The 19,882-nt window shown below is 71.3% G+C and carries 17 protein-coding genes; 10 read left to right on the top strand and 7 right to left on the bottom strand.

The features are described from left to right. On the bottom strand, nucleotides 1-358 hold a 358-nt coding region (locus VFB40_RS25335; RefSeq protein WP_324854933.1), incomplete at its 3' end, for an NAD(P)-binding domain-containing protein. Nucleotides 359-472: 114 nt separating this feature from the next. On the opposite strand from VFB40_RS25335, the gene VFB40_RS25330 reads away from it, so the two are divergent. From VFB40_RS25330 to VFB40_RS25310, 5 genes are all read left to right on the top strand, one after another. Next, on the top strand, nucleotides 473-1,588 hold the full coding sequence (locus VFB40_RS25330; protein ID WP_324854931.1) for an ABC transporter substrate-binding protein: 1,116 nt from the start codon (nucleotides 473-475) through the stop codon (nucleotides 1,586-1,588). Then, a complete protein-coding gene (locus tag VFB40_RS25325) occupies nucleotides 1,585-2,388 on the top strand; it encodes an ABC transporter permease (RefSeq protein ID WP_324854929.1) in 804 nt (267 codons plus the stop codon). Before VFB40_RS25330 ends, VFB40_RS25325 begins: the two co-directional genes overlap by 4 nt. Continuing rightward, nucleotides 2,385-3,170 (top strand): ABC transporter ATP-binding protein, encoded by a 786-nt coding sequence (locus VFB40_RS25320; RefSeq protein WP_324854926.1) that lies wholly within the window; start codon nucleotides 2,385-2,387, stop codon nucleotides 3,168-3,170. The genes VFB40_RS25325 and VFB40_RS25320 overlap by 4 nt, the downstream gene beginning before the upstream one ends. Beyond that, on the top strand, nucleotides 3,170-4,339 hold the full coding sequence (locus VFB40_RS25315; protein ID WP_324854924.1) for a phosphotransferase enzyme family protein: 1,170 nt from the start codon (nucleotides 3,170-3,172) through the stop codon (nucleotides 4,337-4,339). The genes VFB40_RS25320 and VFB40_RS25315 overlap by 1 nt, the downstream gene beginning before the upstream one ends. A gap of 109 nt (nucleotides 4,340-4,448) precedes the next feature. Then, complete coding sequence (locus VFB40_RS25310; RefSeq protein WP_324854922.1) at nucleotides 4,449-5,705, top strand: D-alanyl-D-alanine carboxypeptidase family protein; 1,257 nt, start codon at nucleotides 4,449-4,451, stop codon at nucleotides 5,703-5,705. An 8-nt stretch (nucleotides 5,706-5,713) separates the two neighbouring features. Here VFB40_RS25310 and VFB40_RS25305 read toward each other — a convergent pair whose 3' ends face one another. Continuing rightward, nucleotides 5,714-6,463, bottom strand: a complete 750-nt coding sequence (locus tag VFB40_RS25305) for a phosphodiesterase (RefSeq protein ID WP_527249213.1) — start codon at nucleotides 6,461-6,463, stop codon at nucleotides 5,714-5,716. Beyond that, nucleotides 6,463-7,113: a P-loop nucleotide/nucleoside kinase family protein gene (locus tag VFB40_RS25300; RefSeq protein WP_324854917.1), complete on the bottom strand. Its 651-nt coding sequence runs from the start codon at nucleotides 7,111-7,113 to the stop codon at nucleotides 6,463-6,465. The genes VFB40_RS25305 and VFB40_RS25300 overlap by 1 nt, the downstream gene beginning before the upstream one ends. A 68-nt stretch (nucleotides 7,114-7,181) precedes the next feature. On the opposite strand from VFB40_RS25300, the gene VFB40_RS25295 reads away from it, so the two are divergent. The 3 genes from VFB40_RS25295 to VFB40_RS25285 all read left to right on the top strand — a co-directional run bounded on the left by VFB40_RS25295 (nucleotide 7,182) and on the right by VFB40_RS25285 (nucleotide 11,379). Continuing rightward, complete coding sequence (locus tag VFB40_RS25295; protein WP_324854915.1) at nucleotides 7,182-7,838, top strand: ThuA domain-containing protein; 657 nt, start codon at nucleotides 7,182-7,184, stop codon at nucleotides 7,836-7,838. A 129-nt stretch (nucleotides 7,839-7,967) separates the two neighbouring features. Continuing rightward, nucleotides 7,968-10,550, top strand: coding sequence for a glycosyl hydrolase family 95 catalytic domain-containing protein (locus VFB40_RS25290; RefSeq protein WP_324854913.1), 2,583 nt, complete (start codon nucleotides 7,968-7,970; stop codon nucleotides 10,548-10,550). A 100-nt stretch (nucleotides 10,551-10,650) separates the two neighbouring features. Next, on the top strand, nucleotides 10,651-11,379 hold the full coding sequence (locus VFB40_RS25285; protein ID WP_324854911.1) for a hypothetical protein: 729 nt from the start codon (nucleotides 10,651-10,653) through the stop codon (nucleotides 11,377-11,379). On the opposite strand, the gene VFB40_RS25280 is transcribed toward VFB40_RS25285, so the two are convergent. From VFB40_RS25280 to VFB40_RS25270, 3 genes are all read right to left on the bottom strand, one after another. Further along, complete coding sequence (locus VFB40_RS25280; RefSeq protein WP_324854909.1) at nucleotides 11,336-11,647, bottom strand: ArsR/SmtB family transcription factor; 312 nt, start codon at nucleotides 11,645-11,647, stop codon at nucleotides 11,336-11,338. The genes VFB40_RS25285 and VFB40_RS25280 overlap by 44 nt on opposite strands. Before the next feature lie 402 nt (nucleotides 11,648-12,049). Further along, nucleotides 12,050-13,222, bottom strand: a complete 1,173-nt coding sequence (locus tag VFB40_RS25275; protein WP_324854907.1) for a GTP-binding protein — start codon at nucleotides 13,220-13,222, stop codon at nucleotides 12,050-12,052. 445 nt (nucleotides 13,223-13,667) lie between these two features. Beyond that, nucleotides 13,668-14,261, bottom strand: coding sequence for a TIGR03086 family metal-binding protein (locus VFB40_RS25270; RefSeq protein ID WP_324854905.1), 594 nt, complete (start codon nucleotides 14,259-14,261; stop codon nucleotides 13,668-13,670). A gap of 99 nt (nucleotides 14,262-14,360) precedes the next feature. Between VFB40_RS25270 and VFB40_RS25265 the strand changes: the two genes are divergently transcribed. Next, complete coding sequence (locus tag VFB40_RS25265) at nucleotides 14,361-14,744, top strand: VOC family protein (protein ID WP_324854903.1); 384 nt, start codon at nucleotides 14,361-14,363, stop codon at nucleotides 14,742-14,744. Between the two features lie 42 nt (nucleotides 14,745-14,786). Here VFB40_RS25265 and VFB40_RS25260 read toward each other — a convergent pair whose 3' ends face one another. After that, complete coding sequence (locus tag VFB40_RS25260; protein WP_324854901.1) at nucleotides 14,787-16,940, bottom strand: bifunctional 3'-5' exonuclease/DNA polymerase; 2,154 nt, start codon at nucleotides 16,938-16,940, stop codon at nucleotides 14,787-14,789. A 277-nt stretch (nucleotides 16,941-17,217) separates the two neighbouring features. Here VFB40_RS25260 and VFB40_RS25255 point away from each other — a divergent pair, with 277 nt between their 5' ends. Beyond that, nucleotides 17,218-19,686 carry an ATP-binding protein gene (locus tag VFB40_RS25255; protein WP_324854899.1) on the top strand — a complete coding sequence of 823 codons (2,469 nt, stop codon included), beginning with the start codon at nucleotides 17,218-17,220 and terminating at the stop codon, nucleotides 19,684-19,686. Nucleotides 19,687-19,882 lie beyond the last annotated feature (196 nt).

The following is a 19,882-nucleotide window of genomic DNA, read 5'->3' as shown; positions in this document are numbered from 1 at the left end:
TGAAGACGATGCGGCAGTCGATCAGGTCCGCCGGGGTGTCCACCACCTTCGCCCCGAGCGGCGCCAGTTCCTCCGCCTTGACGCGGGTGCGGTTGCACACCGCCACCTGCTGGCCGGCGCCGAGCAGCCGCGTCACCAAGGCGCTGCCCATGCGTCCGGTGCCGATCCAGCCGATGCTGTTGGTGACCGCACCGGCCTGGGGCGCGCCGTTGCCGGCCACTGCACCGCTCACCGCCGTGCTGTTGCCGGCGGCGGTATTTCCAGAACTGTCGTTGTCGGCAGCCATATCCTCTTTCCCCCTCTTCTCCACTGCTTCTGCGCGCATCGTCGCGATGCGAACCGGTGCGCTCAATCCCACGATACGGTGTGTTGAAACGTGCTCAGGCGGCACCTGGTTCGGCGCGGGTCCGCATGGTGACCGAAGTGGTCCGCTATACGGAACCGCACTTCGTTGGCGATATGATGATCGATCATGGACCTCGGGCATCGCACCGCACGTGAAGCCACCGGCAGGCGCCGCGCGGCGCGCCGCCGCATCGCCGTGACGCTGGCCTTCGCGGCAGCCGTCGGTTCCGTAGCGGCCTGCTCGTCTTCGTCCTCCTCGGCCTCGGCCTCGTCCGGCTCCGCAGGCGGCTTCGCCGGGCCGACGAGCACGGTCACGCTGGCGCTGGACTGGACGCCGAACACCAACCACACCGGCATCTTCGTCGCCCAGCAGCTCGGCTACTACAAGAGCGCCGGGATCGACCTGAAGCTGGTGCCCTACGGCTCCACCGCGCCGGAAACGCTGGTCGCCACGCACAAGGCCGACTTCGGCATCTCCTACCAGGACGGCCTCACCGAGGCGGCGGCCACCGGCGGCGACATCACCTCGGTCTTCGCGATCACGCAGAAGACGGACGTGGTGATCGGGGTGCGGGCGAACAGCGGGATCACCTCCCCCAAGCAGCTGGACGGCAAGACGTACGCGGGCTATGGCTCGCCGCTCGAGCAGCCGATGCTCAAGTACGTGATCAAGCAGGCGGGCGGCGCCGGCACGTTCAAGGATGTGACCCTCAACACAGACGCTTACCAGGCGCTCTACGCGGGCCAGGCGGACTTCGCGCTGCCCGAGCCGACCTGGGAGGTCATCCAGGCCAAGCTGGTCGGCAAGCCGCTGCGCACCTTCGACGTGTCCGACTACGGCTTCCCGCCGATCTACTCCGCGCTGATCGCCTCTTCGCACCAATATCTCAGCGCGCACGCGGACCTCGCCCGCAGGTTCCTCGCGGCGACGCTCAAGGGCTACCAGTACGCCGCCGCGCAGCCGCAGCAGGCGGCGAATCTGCTGATCCAGGCGAACCGGTCGGTGCTCGGCGGGCAGCGCGAGCTGGTGGATCAGAGCGCCGCGCTGGAGGCCGCGCAGTACTACAAGGATCCTGACGGCAAGATCGGGGTGCAGAGCGAGGCGCGCTGGAAGGCGCTGACCGACTTCTTGTACGGCAACGGGATCCTGGCCGACGCCTCGGGTAAGTCGCTGTCCGCGGAGCCGCAGCTCTCGTCGCTGTATACGAACGCGTATCTGCCTGCTTCCGACCAGAGCCCGTGACCGCTGCGGTGACCGGTCGCCGGGTGTGGCGCACGCTGTGGCCGCCGCTGCTGCTCGCCGTCGCGCTGATCGCCGGCTGGCAGCTGGTCGCGCAGTTCGCGATCCGTGACGCGCAGGTGCTGCCCACTGCGTGGCAGGTGGTCTCGGCGGGCTGGCAGGTGCGCGGCGATCTGTGGCACAACGCGGTTCCGACGCTCACGGAGACCGCGACCGGCTTCGGCCTTTCCTTCGCGCTGTCCTGGCTGATCGCTACCGCGATGGACTTCTCCGACGCGGCGCGCCGCGCGGTTTATCCGCTGCTGGTGGCCTCGCAGACGATCCCGGTCGTCGCGATCGCCCCGCTGTTCGTGGTGATCTTCGGGTTCCAGCTGCTGCCGAAGGTGCTGCTGGTCGCGCTGGCCACCTTCTTCCCGCTGACCGCCTCGCTGGCGGAGGGCTTCGCCACCGCGGACGGGGACGCGATGCGGCTGCTGCGCTCGATGGGAGCGAGCCGGTGGCAGTCCTTTGCGAAGGTGCGGGTGCCTGGGGCGCTGCCGTTCTTCTTCACCGGCCTGCGGGTCTCGATCACGTACGCGATCGGCGGCGCGGTGTTCGCCGAGTACGCCGGGGCGGAGAACGGCCTGGGCATCTACATGCAGCAGATGCAGCAGAACTTCCGCATCGACCTGGTCTTCGCCACGATCCTGGTGATCGCGCTTCTCAGCGTGCTGCTGTTCGCCTCGACGTACGCGCTGGAGCGGCTGGTGACGCCCTGGCGCCGGTTCGAGGCACCGCGCGCTGCGGTCCGGGACCGGCCGTGAACGCCGGCGGCGGGTACCGGCTCGAAGTACGCGGGCTCGCCCACGAGTTCCCCCGGTCGGGCCAGGAGCCGCTGCGCGTGCTCGACGGCCTGGATCTGGCGGTACGGCCGGGCGAGTTCACCGCGGTCATCGGCCCGAGCGGAAGCGGCAAGTCGACCCTCTTCAACATCGTCGCCGGGCTCGACCGGCCGTCGCAGGGAACTGTCTTCATCGACGGACACGCGGCCACCGGGCACAGCGATCAGGTCGCGTACATGCCGCAGAAGGACCTGCTGTTCCCGTGGCGGACGATCGAGGACAACGCCGCGCTCGGCCTGGAAGTACAGGGCACGGCGAAGAAGGCGGCGCGCGCCGCGGTCCGGCCGCTGTTCGGGGAGTTCGGGCTCGACGGCTTCGAGCGCTCGTACCCCGCGCAGCTGTCCGGCGGCATGCGGCAGCGGGCGGCGCTGCTTCGGACCGTCGCAATGCAGCGTTCGGTGCTGTTGCTCGACGAGCCGTTCGGCGCGCTCGACTCGCTCACCCGCACCCAGATGCAGCTCTGGCTGGCACAGATGTGGCAGCGGCACGCGTGGACGGTGCTGCTGGTGACGCACGACATCCGGGAAGCGGTCTTCCTCTCCGACTCAGTGCACGTACTCACCTCGCGCCCGGCCACGCTCGCCGCCCGCATTCCCGTGGACCTGCCGCGTCCGCGCACCGCGCAGACGTTCCTGCTGCCGGAGTTCGCCCGGCTGGAGCAGCAGGTCCTCGGCGCGCTCGGCACGACTTCGGACGTGCCCTGATGTCGCACCTCGTGCACGGGATGGGCACCGAGAGCGTCGCACCCGACTGGCCGCCGCTCACTCTCACCGAAGTAGACGCCGTGCTGCGCCGGTATCCGCAGGCGGCCGGTGCCCGCGCGCTGACCTGGCGCTCGCCGCGTCCGCTGTCGGCCGCGGGACTGGTCGAGACCGCGCGCGGCGGATCGGTGTTCGTCAAGCGGCACCATCGGCGCGTGCGCTCCCTCGACGGGCTGCACGAGGAGCACGCCTTTCTCGCGCATCTTCGGCGCGGCGGCGCGGCCGTGGTGGACGTGATGACCGACGACGAGGGGGGCACCGCGGTCGCGGTCGGCGAGTGGACGTACGAGGTTCACTCGGTCGGCGACGGAGAGGACCTGTACCGGGAGGCGATCTCGTGGTCGCCGTTCACGCAGCCCAGCCACGCGCACGCGGCCGGGCGCGCCTTGGCCGAGCTGCATGAGGCAGCGCGCGGGTACGCCGCGCCGCCCCGCGCCCCGCGTCAGCTGACCGCCGGTTTCGCGATCTTCGCCGGCGATGATCCGATCGCCGCCGTCGATCAGTATGCTGCGGTGCGTCCGGCGCTGGCCGAGGACCTGTCGGCACGGTCCTGGCGCGAGGACGTCGAGCGCTGGCACCTGCCGCATCACGAGCGGCTGCGGTCGCAGCTCGCCGCACTGGATCCGCTCTGGACGCACAACGACTTCCACGCCTCCAACCTGCTGTGGCGCTCGACGCCGGCGTCCACAGTGTCCGGCTCTACAGTGCGGGTCTCCACAGTGCACGTCTCCACGGTGCTCGACTTCGGCCTCTGCGATCGGGCCTTCGCCGTACACGACCTGGCCACGGCCATCGAGCGCAACGCGGTCGAGTGGATCGCACTGGACGCGAAGGGCGAGGGTGCGGTGCATCCTGACGCGGCGCTCGCCCTCGTCGACGGCTACCAGGAGATCAGGAAGCTGACGGAGTCCGAACGCGCCGCGCTGCCCGACCTGCTCGCGCTGTGCCATGCCGACTACGCCCTCAGCGAGATCGACTACTTCCGCGACGTGACCGGCTCCGCGCAGAACGCCGAACTGGCGTACCGCTACTTCGTCGACCACACCGCCTGGTTCGCCGGTCCGGCCGGCGCCCGCTTCCTGGACCGGTTGCGCGCGGCCCTCGGGGACTGAGCGGCGACCGCGCTCATCCTGCCGCACTGCCTGCGCGAACGACTCCGCCTGGAGTAATGTCCCGCGTGCCAGGGCAGGGCAAAGCACCCATTCAGCATATTTTGATCATGTGGGAAGACGACGCACGCACTGGGCCCCGGACCGCGCAACCGCCCTCCCCGCCGCCGGTGGCCGCCGGTTCGGGGCGCGTGCCGCGACGGCGACGCGCCGTCGCCGCCGATGGGTGCGCGTCACGTTGTGGCTGACGTTCGGCCTGGTCGCGGGCGTCGGCGGCGGTGTCGGAGCGGTCTTCGCCGCCCCGGTGCTCACGCCCAAGGTCGTGCAGGAGATCCCCGCGTCGTACACCTTCCCGGGCACGCCGCCGGCGATCGCCTGGCCCGCGTCCGGACAGGCCGCCCTCGCCTTCGACGGGCTCGGCCGGCTCGGCACGTCCGGACCAGCGACCACCGCCGTGCCGATCGCGAGCGTCGCCAAGGTGCTGACCGCCTATCAGATCCTCACCGATCACCCGCTCTCCCCCGGCGCCTCCGGTCCGACGCTGACCATTGAGCACACGGAGGCTGCGGCGTATGGCTGGCAGTACGCGCAGGGCCAGTCGCTCGTGCCGGTCAAATCCGGCGAGCGGCTCACCGAGCGGCAGGCGCTCCAGGCATTGCTGCTCGCCTCGGCCGACAACGTCGCACAGATCCTCGCGCGCTGGGACGCCGGAAGCGTTCCGGCCTTCCTGACCCGGATCAACCGGACGGCCGTGCGGCTCGGGATGGCCCATTCGAGGTACACCGACCCCTCCGGTCTGGACCGGGGCACGGTCTCCACCGCGCTGGACCAACTGCTGCTCGCGCAGAAGGTGATGCGCATCCCGGCCTTCGCCGAGCTGGTCGCGGAGAAGAGCGCGGTGATCCCGGTCGCCGGGTCGATTCACAACTACAACACGCTGCTCGGCCGGGACGGAGTCGTGGGGATCAAGACCGGTTCCACGATGGCGGCCGGCGGCTGCCTGATGTTCGCGGCCGACGTGCCGGCCGGGCCGGACGGTGCCACGCGGCGGCTTTTCGGCGTGGTGCTCGGACAGCCGGGTTCGAGTTCGACGATCCTTCCGCATGCCCTGGCCGCGGCGAAGCGTCTCGTCGAGTCGGCGCACTCGGTGGTGACCACGGCGACCGTCGCGCCGGCCGCCCGGGAGGTCGCGATCGTGAGCGAGGCAATGCGCGCTGACAGAGCTCTGGCCCCGCCGGCGGCGGTGACGGTGATCGGCTGGCCCGGCCTGCGTTACCTGCTGCGCGTGTCAGGCTCGCCCTCCCAGGCGGTGCTCACCGTGCGGGAGCAGGCCGAGCCGGACAATCAAGTAGTCAGCAGCCTGCGATAACCCCTGCTTCAGAGCACGACGCGGAAGTGCGTGATGAGCCGGCGGTCGTCATCCAGGACGTGGTAGGCGAGCGCGGCCGGCGCCTCTTCGTCGATCAGGCCCTCGCCGTCCCAGGGCAGGGTGAGGGTCGAGATCACCGAGGGCGCGATCAGCAGCGGCAGTCCGGCGAAGGTCGTGGCGGCCGGAGTGTGCGCGTGCCCGGTGAGGATCGCGACGACGTCGTGGTGCCGGCCGAGGACCGCCGCGAGCCGCTCGCCGCCGGTTTGCCGCATGCCGTCGAGGTACGGCGCGTGCACCAGCACCGGAGGGTGACGGAAGCACACGAACACCGGGGCGTCGTCCGGGGCGTCGGCGAGTACCCGGTCCAGCCACTGCAGCGTCTCGTCGGCGAGGTAGCCGCCGGGCTTGCCGGGGATGACCGAGTCGCAGAGGGCGAAGACGGCGCCACCCGCCGAGTGCACCCGATTGACCGGCCCTTGCTCCGCGCCCTCCCGCTCCTCCCCGAGCAGCACCTTGACATAGGCGCCGCGCTCATCGTGGTTGCCGGGGCAGGTGAACACCGGGTACGGCAGCGTCGCGATCAGGGCCCTGATCTTCTCGTACTCCTCCGGCGCGCCGTGGTCCGCGATGTCGCCGGTGATGACGACCGCGTCGACCGGGCGCGGAAGCTCGGCCAGGTGCGCGAAAAGCCGCCGCGCGCGAGCCTCATTGCGCTCGGAGGTACCGATGTGAATATCGCTGACCTGCGCGACCGTGATCACTCGCGCGCTCCGTTCGCTTTCCGTGCCAGCTGTTCGACCTGCTCGACGAGGGACGCAGGCGGCGATTGCCCAAGTCGATCACTCGTATTGTAGATCGCGAAGTGTGGGACGGGAGGCGGTTGGTCAGGACGCATGCGCTCGATGAACTGCGTGTATGCCGCGAGCTTGGCACCGTCGCGTTCGCTGGCCCGGGTCATCAGGCGTTGGCGCAGGACTTCGGGATCGCAGGACACCCACACCAGGTGCACCTCTCCCCCGCCGAGCTGAACGCACCAGTCCGTCCACCGGGCCGGGTCGCGGATCTGGCCGGTGAACGGCGCGACGAGCAGCACCGGGCAGCCGAACGCGCGGATCTCCCGAGTCGTGTCCGTAAGACCCTGATACTCGTGCGCCTTGATGTTGCGGTCGTACCAGTCGCCTTCGCGTTCCCCGGGTTCCCGTCCGGCCGCCGCCAGCAGCGCGGCGACGAAGGGTCCGTAGACGGTGTCCTTGTCGAGCAGCGCGGGATGCGGGTCGAGCCGGTCGGCCAGCAGGGCGGCGACCGTCGACTTGCCGGCGCCGGGCGCTCCGGCCACGACCCACAAGGGCGCGCGCTTCTCGCCGATCTCCCGTTCGGAGACGTGCCCGCGACCTTCGTGATCACCCACATGAGGAATCCTCGCATACGCCACGCCACGGACGTGTGACCGGCGACGAGCCGCGCTAGGGTGGGCCGATGCATCGCGCACTGGTGTACACCCGCACGGCCCAGTTCCGGCACGATTCGATCCCGGCGGGCGTGGCGGCACTCGAGGAACTGGGCCGGGACGTGGGCCTCGGGGTCGATGCCACCGAGGCGCCCGAGGCGTTCACGCCGGAAGCGCTGGCCGATTACCGCGTGGTGGTCTTCCTGTCGACCAGCGGTGATGTGCTCACCGACGCGGGGCGCTCGGCTTTCGGCGCCTGGGTGCGCGAGGGCGGCGGGTTCGTTGGAGTGCACCTCGCCGCGGGCACCGAGCCGGGCTGGGACTTCTTCGGCGACCTGGTCGGCGCCCGGTTCACCCGGCACCCGGACTTCCAGCCCGCGACGGTGACGGTCGAGGACCAGCGGCACCCGGCCACGGAGCACCTGCCCGCGCAGTGGTCGTTCAGCGACGAGTGGTACGAGTTCGCGTCGAATCCCCGCGGGACGGTGCGCGTGCTCGCCTCGGTCGACGAGCGCGGCTACGAGGGCGGGGCGATGGGCCCGGACCACCCGTTGGCCTGGTGCCACGAGAACTGCGGCGGCAGGTCCTTCTACACCTCGCTCGGCCACGCCGAGGCCGCGTACGCCGATCCGGCCTTTCGCGCGCACCTGGCGGGTGGGCTGCGGTGGGCGGCCCGGCTGGACTGACGAGCCGGCCGAGTCCGCAGGGCCACGATCCAGTGGCGGGCCCGGACGGCGCGATTGAGCGGCGCGATCTCGGTTAGTGCGGGGTCCGCAGTACCACCGACAAGCTCGAACCCTGTGAATGGTGAACACGTGACTTCGAACCCGGATGTCCCGCTCGAACTGCGCTACACCCGGCCGGCCGAGATCTGGGCCGAGGCGCTGCCCGTCGGCAACGGCAGGCTGGGCGCGATGATCCACGGCACGCGACCGATCGAGCGGATCAATCTCAACGAGGACACGTTCTGGTCAGGTCCGGCGGACACCTCGATCCCCGAGGTCGCGCCGGAGTTGATCGCCGAGGTCCGCGAGCACGTGCGCGCGGGGCGGCACGTCGCGGCCGGCGAGGCGTCGCGCGCGACGCAGGGTGCTGACGCCGAGGCGTTACAGCCGATCGGCGACCTGCTCATCGAGTTCGTCGGCGCTTCGGGCGACGGATCCGCGCAGGGCGCCGGGGGTGGCGCGGGTACGTATCGGCGGTCGCTGAGCTTGCGTGACGGAGTGAGTTCGGTGGAGTGGGGCGGGGATGGGCGCCGCATCCGCCAGCAGGTGCTGGCGAGCGCGCAGTACGACGTGATCGCGGTGCACCTGGAGACCGACGATCCGGACGGACTCCAGGTGAATCTGAGCCTTGCGACGCCGCAGCACCGGGCCGAGGTGCGCGCCGTGGAAGATGACGAAAAGGGCGAGGAGGAAGGCGACCAGGCGTCGCTGGCGCTGCTGCTCGCCGCGCCACGGCACATCGTGCCCTGGCCGCGCACCGACGGGGTTGTCGACGAGGACGACGATCAGCAATCGATCCGCGCTGCCGCGCTCTTGCAGGTCGAGGCCGACGGTGTCGAGAACCAGGGCGCTGAGACGCAGGACGGCGGACTCGTCCGCGTCGAGCGGCGCGCTGAAGGGCCGGCGGAATCGGGCTCAACAGGCCAGCCGCGTATCGCGGTGCGGGGCGCGCGTGCGGTGACGGCGTATGTGGCGATCCGCACGGGTTTCGCGGGCTGGGAGACGGCGCCGACGCGCGACAGCGAGCAGTGCTTGGCTGAGGCGGCCCGGGACCTGCACAGCGCCCGCGCGGACGGTTGGGAGAAGATCCGCGCGGCGCACGTGGCCGAACATCGTGCCCTGATGGACCGGGTCGTCCTGGATCTCCCGGGCGATGTACCGGATCTTCCGACCGACGAGCGGCTGGCTCGGCGGGCGGCAGGCGAGCGGGACGAACACCTCTCAGTACTCGCATTCGCACTCGGTCGGTACCTTCTGCTCGCCTCCTCGCGTCCCGGCACGCAGGCCGCGACGTTACAAGGGGTCTGGAACGCCGAACTGACACCGCCGTGGAACTGCGAGTACACGGTCAACATCAACGCGGAGATGAACTACTGGCCAGCGGAGACCACCGCGCTGCCGGAGTGCCACGAGCCGCTGCTGCGCCTGGTCGCGGACTTGTCCGAGGCCGGGCGCCCGGTCGCACAGAAGATCTACGGCGCGCGCGGCTGGACGTGCCACCACAACACGGACCTGTGGCGGCTCGCCGTGCCGGTCGGCGGCGGTCAGGGCGACCCGATGTGGTCGCAGTGGCCCATGGCGGGAGCCTGGCTCTGCACGCACCTGGCCGAGCGCTGGCGCTTCGGCCGCGACCTGGCCTTCCTGGCCGCGGTCGCGATGCCGGTCGCGCTGGACGCGGCGCGCTTCGTGCTCGACCTGCTCGTCGAGGACGGCGAGGGACGCCTTGTGACGTCTCCCTGCACCAGCCCGGAGAACCAGTTCGCCACCCCGGAGGGCCCGGCGAGCGTGGATCAGGGTTGCGCGATGGACCTGACCCTGGCCCGGGAGCTGTTCGGCTTCGTGCTGGAGGGCGCCGAGGAGGTGCTGGCGGTCGGGGTGCCGCTGACGGGGCAGGACACCGCGACGATCGCCGAGGTGCGGTCGGCGCTGGAACGGCTGGCGCCGCTGCGGGTCGGCTCGCGCGGCCAGCTGCTGGAATGGTCGGCCGAGCGCACGGAGGTGGACCCGCATCACCGGCACGTGTCGCACCTCGTCGGCCTGTTCCCCGGCAGCGTCGTGGCGGCGGATCCGGTTCTGCGCGAGGCGGCCAGGCGTTCGCTGGAGGAGCGCGGCGACGCGGGCACCGGTTGGTCGCTCGTGTGGAAGGTCGCGCTGTGGGCGCGGCTCGGCGACGGTGACGCCGCGCATCGGCTGCTCGACCGGTACCTGCATCCGATCATCCCTCAGCGGTCTGATTCAGGCGCCGAAGGCGAGGGCGGGGCTGAGAGCGAGAACCAGGACGAGAACGCGACCGACGGGGATACGTGGTCCGGTGGCGGCGTGTACCGCTCGCTGCTCTGCGCCCATCCGCCGTTCCAGATCGACGGCAACTTCGGCGTGACCGCCGCGATCACGGAACTGCTCGTGCAAAGCCACGCAGTGGAGGGCGGCGTCCCGATCGTCGAGCTGCTGCCCGCGCTGCCGCCGCAGTGGCCGGACGGCCGCGTGACCGGGCTGCGGGCCCGCGGCGCGGTGACCATCGCCGAGCTGACCTGGTCTCAGGGCACGCCGACGGCCGTCGTGATCGAGGCGCAGACCGGCACCCGGGTCGAGCTGCACTGGCGAGACCAGTCGGGCGAGCCGCAATCTTGGCTGCTGGAGTTGACGGCCGGGCAGCGGGTCACAGTGATCTGATCCACATTTGTGCACCGCCGGTATTGGACTTGTTGGCGGGTGTGTCATGTCCAGGCAAACTCGGCGCCTGGGCGGCGGGCTTCAGACAGAATCGGGCTTCATGAAGAGCGACAGTATGTACTACGCCGATCCGCAGCTGGCCGTGGCGCGGCGGCTGCAGCGCGCCGGGGACTGGGACGGTGCGCTGCGGCTGACGCCACAGAGCGAGGACGGCGCGGTGCTGCGCGCGGAGATCATGGTGGACCGGCACACATGGTGCCTCGATCCGGCTGACGAGGCGCGCGGCGCGATCGCGCGGATCGCCGGGCCGGCGCCGGCCACCGCCGCGTTCCTGATCGCCGTGCTCGAATACTGGCGGCAACTGACCAAGTCGAGCGACCCGTTCATCGGGCCGGACCCGGTCGCGGAGTTCGAACGGCTGGACGGGCGGATCGCGCCGGGCTGGGCGGCGTTCTGGCTCGGGGTGTCCCTGGAGAACCTGCGCCTGGACCGGGACGGCGCGCAGGCGGTCTACCGTCGCGCGCTGGCGACCGCGTTGGAGGAGGGCGATCCGCTGCTGGAGTCGTACGTGGTGCGGCACCAGGGCTTTTACCTGCTGGAGCAGGACCGCGACGCCGGGCTCGACCTGCTGCGCCGTTCGCTGCACCTGCGGGCCGCCTGTGGCGCTCGTCCGCACGTGGCCGCGGCTCAGGCGGCGCTGGCCGAGGCGCTGGGCGTGGGACCGGAGTCGGTGCTGCTGCGGCGCATGGTGGCGCACAGCGCGCAGGAGTTGAACCTGACCTGGCTCAAGGATGAAGGGGAGGGCCTGGTCGGGCCGGACGAGCGCTGAGCCGGCCGCAGACCGCGTCCGCGGCGCTCGGGCAGGAGTCCAGCGCCGCTTGGTCGACCGAGTACAGCACGTTGGTTCCGTCCCTGCGGCGCAGCACGAGCCGCATGTCGGCGAGGATCTTGAGGTGGTGCGAGACCGTGGGCTGGCCGACCTCCGCGTGCTCGACGATCTCGCCGACGCTCAGCGGACCGTGCGCCGCGGCGAGCAGGTTGAGGATCTGCACGCGGGTCGGGTCGGAAAGGGCCTTGAACCACGCCGCGTAGGTCACGGCGGTGCTCCGGTCGATCAAGGCACTGCGGCTGAGGGAAACAGGCATCGGATAGTGGCTTTCGGCGTCGCACGACACGGAGGGTTTCGGAAGGGAGGAACTCGTCGCACCGTCGACGGATCCGGACACCGCACGCGCCGGACCCGCCGTGACTGCCGCCGACCGCACTCGGCTGCAAACCGACTGTAGTGGATCGGGGACGCAGCGCGTGCGCTTATCGGCCATCCGACTCAGAGGTCTGACGAATTCGCCGACGAGGCCCGCGCGCCGCGTTCAGGGTGCCCTGTTTCAGTCCATATAGCCCACTTCGGTTGACGTTCCGATGCGTTCCGATGCGACGGTTGGTTGGGGCGTGCGCGCCGTGATCGGGGCCGGGTGGGCGGATCACGCGCCGCGTGCCGGTCAGCCGGTCGCCGCCAGCCGTTGCGGTTGATGCCGCCGGTGCGCGCTGCGGAAGGAGGAGGGACGCGCGCCGTGCGATGTCGCCCGGTGCGCTTTGTCGGCCGCCGCGATCGCCTCGCGTACGGCGTCGTCGAGGGTTGACGGCGGGCAGACGACTCTGGCGTTGAGCGTGGCGTATCCGTACTCGACCGGCCGCGCGGGCGCCCGGTCGGCCAGCGGCGGCGCGCCGGTGTCCGTCACGCTGAGCTTGGCCAGGCCCGCCGGAGTGCGCACCGCGAGCTTGATGTGTCCGATGTAGTAGCCCGCCGCCGCGCTCCAGTCGGACAGGTACCGCAGCACCGTCCGGCCCCAGGCCAGCGCGTCGAAGGCCGGTCCGGACGCGGTGACCCGGAAGGCCTCGTTCAGCCAGGCGACCTGCGACTCGGCGTCGGCGTACCGGGTGAAGTCGAGCTTCGGCTCCCCGCGCACCGCGCGCACGTCCGCGTGCGGGCCAAGTCCGGCGGGTACGCCGGGCTCGTTGTTCGGGTGCTCGTTCGCGGCGGGGTTCGGCCGCGTCCAGAACCGCACGAGCGCTTCGAGCCCCGCGCCGGTCGTGGCGCTGTACGACAGCACGGCCGACGTCGGGTAGTCGGCGGCGAGCCTGGCTTCGAGCTTCGCGGTGCGCTCGTCGCCGATCAAGTCGGTCTTGTTGATCGCCAGCAGCTCGGCCTCGACGAGCTGGCGGCCGAACAGGTAGCCGAGGTCCGGCTCCGGTTCGCAGCGCTCCGCGGCCCTGGTGAAGGCGGCCAGCCGCAGCGGGTCGACGACCGCGGTGAGCGGGGCGACGGTCACCCGGTCGCGGTACCGGTCGCGCAGCGGGCGCACCACGGTGTTGCGCAGGTCGGCGCAGCTGCCTGACGCCTCGACGAGCACCACGTCGGCCTTCTTTGCCGTGTCGGCGTCGGCGAGCAGCGCGGCGAGGTCGGGCAGGCGGCGGCACAGGCAGCCGCCGGCCAGCTCCGCGACCTCGTCGAGGCCGCCGCGGGCGAGATTGGTGTCGACCAGGCCGGCGCCCGGGTCGTTGGTGACGACGGCGACCCGTCGACCGGTGCGCTGCATGGCGATCGCCGCCGAGATCAGCGTCGTGGTCTTGCCGGAGCCCAGGAAGCCGGAAAGCGGTACCAGGGTGATCACGGGCGGGTCGGTCCCTTCGTGTGGGCGTCGGCCGTGCTCACGGGTCTGCCTCGGTTCGGCCGGCCCGTTCTTCCTCGGCCGTAGCCGCGGTGCGTTCGTGATCCCCGTAGTGCGCCACCCGCCCGAAGCGCCGCGCCGATCCCGTGAGCAGCCGCCGAGCCGCGACACGGGGTCGCGGCGCCGCGGCGAACCACGCTCATGAGAACACTGGCACACCGGGTGGACGGGAACACCATGGCGCAGTCAATCGACGCGTGTCAATAATCCGCGCGACCGGAATGCGAGGACTGATAACGAACCCTGATACCCCTGCGCCGACCCGTTCATGACCTTGACGTCCAGCGGATCACGCAAAGCCCTGCCACGCTCGCCGCGCCACCTGCCGATCCGTCAGCTCCCGGGACGGCGGCGCGGCAGCTCACCCCCGCTGCATTCCCCCCGCGTGCTACGGCTTCCAGTCCGGCGAGCGGCCGAGCAGCGCGAGGACTCGGCCGAACAGATCCGTCCCGCCGCCGACGCGCACAGCGGGCCGGAACGGCGCGCCGGGCTGCTCCCGCGGCGGGCCGTCCGGTATCGCCAGCGAGATCACGAGCGCCGCTTCCAGCACCTCGTCGTCGAAGGACACCGGCAGGTCGAGCGCCCTGGCCACGTCCCAGCCATGCGCGACGCTGTCGACCAGGTGGAAGCCCACCGCGGTCTGCGCGGGGTAGAACCCGCCGCCGCGTATCTCCGCCAACCACAGCTCGCGCTGCTCGAAGCCCGGTATCGCGAAAGCCTCGGCGAGCCGCGTGGCGCTGTCGGCGTGCCGACCACAGGGGTCGTCGGTTATCGGGGCCGGCGCGAAGGCCTCCACGCCGTTGCGCTCCCCGCGCGCGGCCGCCGCGAAGCCGAGGTTCTGGCCGATCATGTGCGCGATCAGCTGGCCGAGGTCCCACTCGGCGCACGGGGTGGGCAGCCCCAGGCGGTCCGGCGTGACCCGGTTGACGACGTCCACACTGACCTGCAACGCCCGCCGATGCAACACCCGTAGATCAGTCATGATCGAGACACTACCCGCGACCACCGACAGTGCGCAGTCCCGAGCCGGCGGCGCGAAATCCCGATTGACCGGCGCCGGGCCCGCCCACAGGATGACCCGGTGACCCTACGCATTCAGTGCATAGATATCGACTGCCTGGACCCCTTCGCCGTCGCGGCCTTTTGGCAGGAAGCGCTCGGCTGGCGTCGTACGCATGAGGAGCCCGACGAGATCGTGCTCGAGCCGCCGGCCGGCAGCCCGCAGGACGGCGTCGCGCCGGATCTGCTGTTCCTGCGGGTGCCCGATCCCACGCCCGGCAAGAACCGGCTTCACCTCGACCTGCGGCCGGAGGATCAGGACGCCGAGGTGGAGCGGTTGATCTCGCTGGGCGCGCGGCGGGCCTCGATCGGACAGGGCGACGAGGTCAGCTGGGTTGTCATGGCCGACCCCGAGGGCAACGAGTTCTGCGTCCTGCGGTCGCTGCCGCCCGAGCAGCAGGCGTAGCCGCGCCGCGATCGATCCGCTGCCCGGCCGCCCCAGCCGGCATCACTTCGCGTCCGCGTAGCAGTCGACGATCGCGGTGGCCAGCGGGAAGCGCACCGGGGTCGGGCCGAACACGACGCGGCGGGCCTCGTCCCCGGCCTCGGTCACCGCGCGGGCCGCCTGCTCAGCGAGCTCGGTCGGCGTGTGCACGACCACCTCGTCGTGAACGAAGAAGACCAGATGTGGCGCCTCGGCGAACAGGGCCGCGGCGCGATCGGCCGCCACCGCGCGGCGGTCTGTTCGGCGATCCGCGCGCGGGAGGGATTGTGGAGGGGATTGCTGCGCGAGTTCGGAAAGCCTGCGCCGCAGCACCGCGAGCCACACCAGAGCCCAGTCCGCGGCACTGGCCTGGATCACGAAGTTCCTGGTGAACCGGCCGCGGCTGCGTGCGGCCTGCCCTGACCTGCGCGCCGGATCACCTCCCTCGCCGCTCTCCTCCGAGCCGTCCGTGAACGGGTCCGCGCCGCTCGGATCCTGGCCGGCGTCGACGCCGCCAGCTCCGGCCGCGCCTTCGCCTTCCGCGCTGCCCGGCATGCCCGTGACGAGGCTTCGCCAGCGTGAGGAGGGCGGCGGGCAGGCCCGGCCGAGCCGCGAATAGACGACGCCGCCGCGCTCCCCCGTCCTCGCCGCGTCCTCGACGTAGGCCATCGCGAGCGGGAAGCGCTTGCGCAGCACGGCGAGCAGCGGTCCGATGCCGCCGCTGGTCTGCCCATACATCGCGCCGAGCAGCGCGAGCTTCGCGGCCGCGCGGTCGCCGTCGAAGGCCTCCGCGGCGAGCGCGGCGTACAGATCACCCTCGGCAGCGGCGCGGGCCAGTCCCCCGTCCCCGGAGACCGCGGCGAGCACCCGCGGCTCGAGTTGCCCCGCGTCCGCGACCACCAGGGACCAACCCTCGTCCGCGACCACCGCGCGGCGCATGATCCGCGGGATCTGCAACGCGCCGCTGTTGCGAGTGGCCCAGCGTCCGGACACCACTCCCCCGACGACGTACTCGGGCCGATACCTGCCGCCCTTGACCCAGGCGTCCTGCCAGGCCCAGCCGTGGGCGGCGTGCAGCCGGGACAGTTCCTTGTACTCCAGGAGCAGCTCGATGCCGGGATGCTCGATGCGGCGCAATTCCCAGGCGCGGGTGGACTGCACGGAGAACCCGGCGTGCCTCAGGGCTCGAAGGACTTGGTTAGGGGAATCAGGGTTGAACCGGCCGGGCGGGTACCCGAAGGCGGCGCCGACGCGGGTGCCGAGGTCGGCCAGCTTGGCGGGGAGCGCATCGCCGAACGGCCGCGGCCCGAGCAGTTCGCTGAGCACGGCGTCGTGCGCCTCGACGCGCCACGGCACTCCGCTCGCCGCGATCTCGGCGGCGACCAGGCCCCCGGCGGACTCGGCGGCGACGAGAGTGGAGAGTGCGGAAGGGGTGGATGGCACGGGAGGAGCGGACGGCGCGGCCGACACGGCGGCTGAGGCTAAGCCGCCGGGATGCGTTGCACTTGGCCCGCCGCGTGCTGGGGCGACGACTGCCGCGGGAGGGCCGCCTGCTGCACCGCCGAGCACTGCGGGAGCGCCGCCGCGACGCCCTCCGGCTTGACCGTGCACGCTATCCCGACCCAAAGCGCTCTCACGGCCTGCCGCGCTCTCCCGGGGGGCCGCGCCGTCCCGCCCCGCAGCGTTGCTCGCGGCGATGCGGCGTAGCTGGTCGGCGTGGACCTCGACCAGCATCTCCAGTTCCCGCAACGAATCGGGCTGCGCTCCGGTCGCGGCGGCGAACAGGCCGGGCCCGAACAGCGCCGTCTGCTCCTCGGGGCCGACCGGCTTCGGATCGTCCGGGACCGGCAAGCCGTGCAGCCGCGCCCACGCCGCGGCGAGGGAGCGCGGCTGGCCGAAACGCCCTACGAGGCCGAGCAGCAGCGCCTCGGTCAGTGCGATGTCGTGGCAGCGCTCGACGCGAACCCCGGCGCGTAACAGGCGCGGATAATCCGTCTCCGTCGTCGCCCACACCCAGCGCGGCGCGTCCGCGCGCTCACGCTCAGCGACCAGCGCGGGCAAGTCCTCGGCCCGCTGCGGCGGATGCGCGCGCACGCCGTCGTCGGCCAAGACCTGGATCCACCCGGACAGGCCGGGGTCCCCGGGCTCGGCGGCGTCCATGGTCACCGCGATCCGCATGTTTCCATCATCGCGCCGGGCACCGACAGCGCCACGACCCCGAACCGCTTCCACTCACCGCAGTGCGCTGGCCGGGCGGCGTACCGCGTCCGCTCTCCGAGACAGCGGTTTTGCCGCCGCGCCGGATCGGCGATCATGCCTGCGGGCACGCGTCGCCGAGCGTTCGAAACTTATGTGGCAGGAGTGGGCGCCTGCGGGGCGTGTAATATCGGCTTCTTACTCAAGAGCCCGTTGCCGGGCGGCGGGCGAGCACGGACAGAACTGGGGAGATCGCCCGATGACTCCGGCGGCCATACCACCTTCCGAGCCGGCTGTGACCGCGCTCGGCACCGTCCTGCGCCGACTGCGGCGCGGCCGCGGCTTGGCTCAACGCGATCTGCTCCAGCCGCTGCACCTCGGGTCGCACAGCGCGATCGTCGACTACGAAGCCGGCCGCCGGATCCCGCCCGAAGCGGTCATCGAGGCCTACGAGCGGTTCTTCAACCTCGCTCCGGGAACGCTCACACGAATGCGGGAGCAGGCCCTGGCCGAGCGCGCCGCCTGGGAGGCCAGTCAGGCGCTTCTGGAGCAGGCTGCCGCGAAGACAGTGCCCACGGGCATGCCACACGCCGCTGCGGGCCCTGAGGCGAGCGCGGGCGTCTCATCAGATCAGCCTGCTGCCGCAGCCACACCGTCCGCTCAGGCCGCTCTTGCCGGCCGACCGGCGGATGCCGCGAGCCCCAGCCCACCGCCCCCGCGCCAGCTGCCCGCCTCGATCGAGCACTTCACCGGCCGCTCGGGGGAACTGGTGCGGCTGGACCGGCTGCTGCGCGAGAGCGACATCGCGGTTCCGGTCGTGATCAGCGCGGTCAACGGGATGGGCGGGATCGGCAAGACCACCCTGGCCGTGCACTGGGCGCACCAGGCCCGCGATAGCTTCCCCGACGGCGAGCTCTACATAGACCTGCAGGGCTTCCATCCCTCCGGCCATCCCGTCTCCCCCGAGGACGCCATCGGCCGCTTCCTTACCGCGCTCGGCGTGCCGGAGGAGCGGATGCCGGCCTCGCTCGACGCACGCACGGTGCTGTACCGCACGCTGATGACGGACCGCAGGATGCTGGTACTGCTGGACAATGCGCGCGACACCGAGCAGATAAGGCCGCTGCTTCCCGCGTCCCCGCATTGCCGGGTGCTGATCACCAGCCGTTCCCGTCTTTCCGGCCTCGCGGTGCGTGAGGGCGTACAGCGGATCTCCTTGGAGACGCTGACTCTGCGTGATGCGATCCGGTTGCTGCGTCGCACCATCGGTGCGCGTGCGGTCGCCGAACCGGGCGCTACCGCAGCCTTGGCCGAACTGTGCGCTCGTCACCCGCTGTCGCTGCGTATCGCGGCCGAACGGATCGCCGGCGACGAGACGATGACCGTCACGGACGCGGTCGCCGTGCTCAGCGTGGCCTCGAATCGGCTCAGCGAGCTGTCGGTCGAGGACGACGAGACGGCAGCGATCCGCACCGTGTTCGGCTGGTCGTATCAGACCCTTCCCTCGCCCGCGCAGCGGCTGTTCCGGTTGCTGGGCCTGCATGACGGCCCGGATCTGCCGCTGGCGGCGTGCGCGTCGCTGAGCGGCTTGGGCTCGGAGGAGTGCACAGCCGCGCTCGCCAGGCTGACCGATTCGAACCTGGCCGAGGAGCACACGCCGGGTCGCTTCCGCCTGCACGACCTGCTGCGGCTGTTCGCCCACGAGCGCGCGTTGGTCGAGGACTCGGTGCAGGAACGCGCGACCGCGATCACCGGGCTGGTCGACTGGTATGTGCACAGCGCGTGCATCGCGCGGGTCACGCTCGACCCGCATCTGCCGCCGCTTGAGCCGCCGCCGGCACGCCTCGTCGTGCCCGCGCAGCGGTTCGCCGATGAGCAGGCCGCGCTGGCCTGGTGCGAGCTGGAGCGACAGAACCTCACCGCGGTCTCCCTGCAGGCCCAGCAGTTCGACCTGTTCGAGCAGGGCTGGAAGCTGCCGACGGCGATGTTCCCGTTCTTCGACCGGCGCAACCACTACGGGGACTGGATCGCGACCCACAAGTCGGCCGCCGAGTGCGCGCACCAGTTGGGCGATCTGGAGGCCGAGGGCAAGGTGCTGTGCAACCTGGGCAGCGCGTACCGGCCGATGCGGCGCTTCGACGAGGCGGTCGACTTCTACGAGCGGGCGATCGTGCTCATGCGGGAGGCCGGTTGGCGCACGGGAGAGGCCAAGGTGCTCGGCAACCTGGCCGCGACGCACGCCGACGCCGACCGCATTCACGAGGCGATCACGGTCGGGCTCCAGTCGCTGGCCCTGTTCGAGGAGCTCGAGGACGCATGGGGGCAGGCGCTGTGCCTGTCCAACCTGGGCAACTCTTACGCGCGGCTCGGCCAGTTCGACGAGGCGCTGCGCTCGCAGACCACCGCTCTCGAAGTGTTCCGCGAGCTGAAGGACCAGCGCGGCATCTCGCGCGCGGTCAACGGGATCGGCACCGCGCTGGCCAGGCTCAGCCGGCCGCAGGAGGCGCTGGGGTACGTCGCCGAGTCGGTGCGGGGCTTCGCCGAGACCGGTGACGTGCACGAAGAGGCGAACGCGCTGCGTGACCTCGCCGAGGTCTACCGGGACCTGGGGCAGCCGCAGGAGGCCGCGGCCAGGCTGCGCGAAGCGAGCCGGCTGTTCGAAGCGCTCGGCGAACACTGGATGGTCGCCGAGCTCAATACCGCGCTGGCCGCGCTGATGCAGCAATAGGTGGGCGCGGCAATAGGTGGGCGTCGCCGATGCCCCCTGCTGCACCGGCGGCGCCAACCCCGTCGGAAGAGCCTCTGCAGGATCATCGCCGACGTCGCAGCGTGTGACGCCGATCCGGACCAAACGCCGACCAAATGCGGACCATAGGTCAAGCGGGCCCGGGCATTGGCGAAATCGATAACATGTGACATTGTAC

The sequence above is a fragment of the Actinocrinis sp. genome, from assembly GCF_035650855.1.
Classification (GTDB): Bacteria; Actinomycetota; Actinomycetes; order Streptomycetales; family Catenulisporaceae; genus Actinocrinis.
Note: the sequence above shows the minus strand (reverse complement) of the source record. Positions and strands in the feature narration are given on the sequence as shown.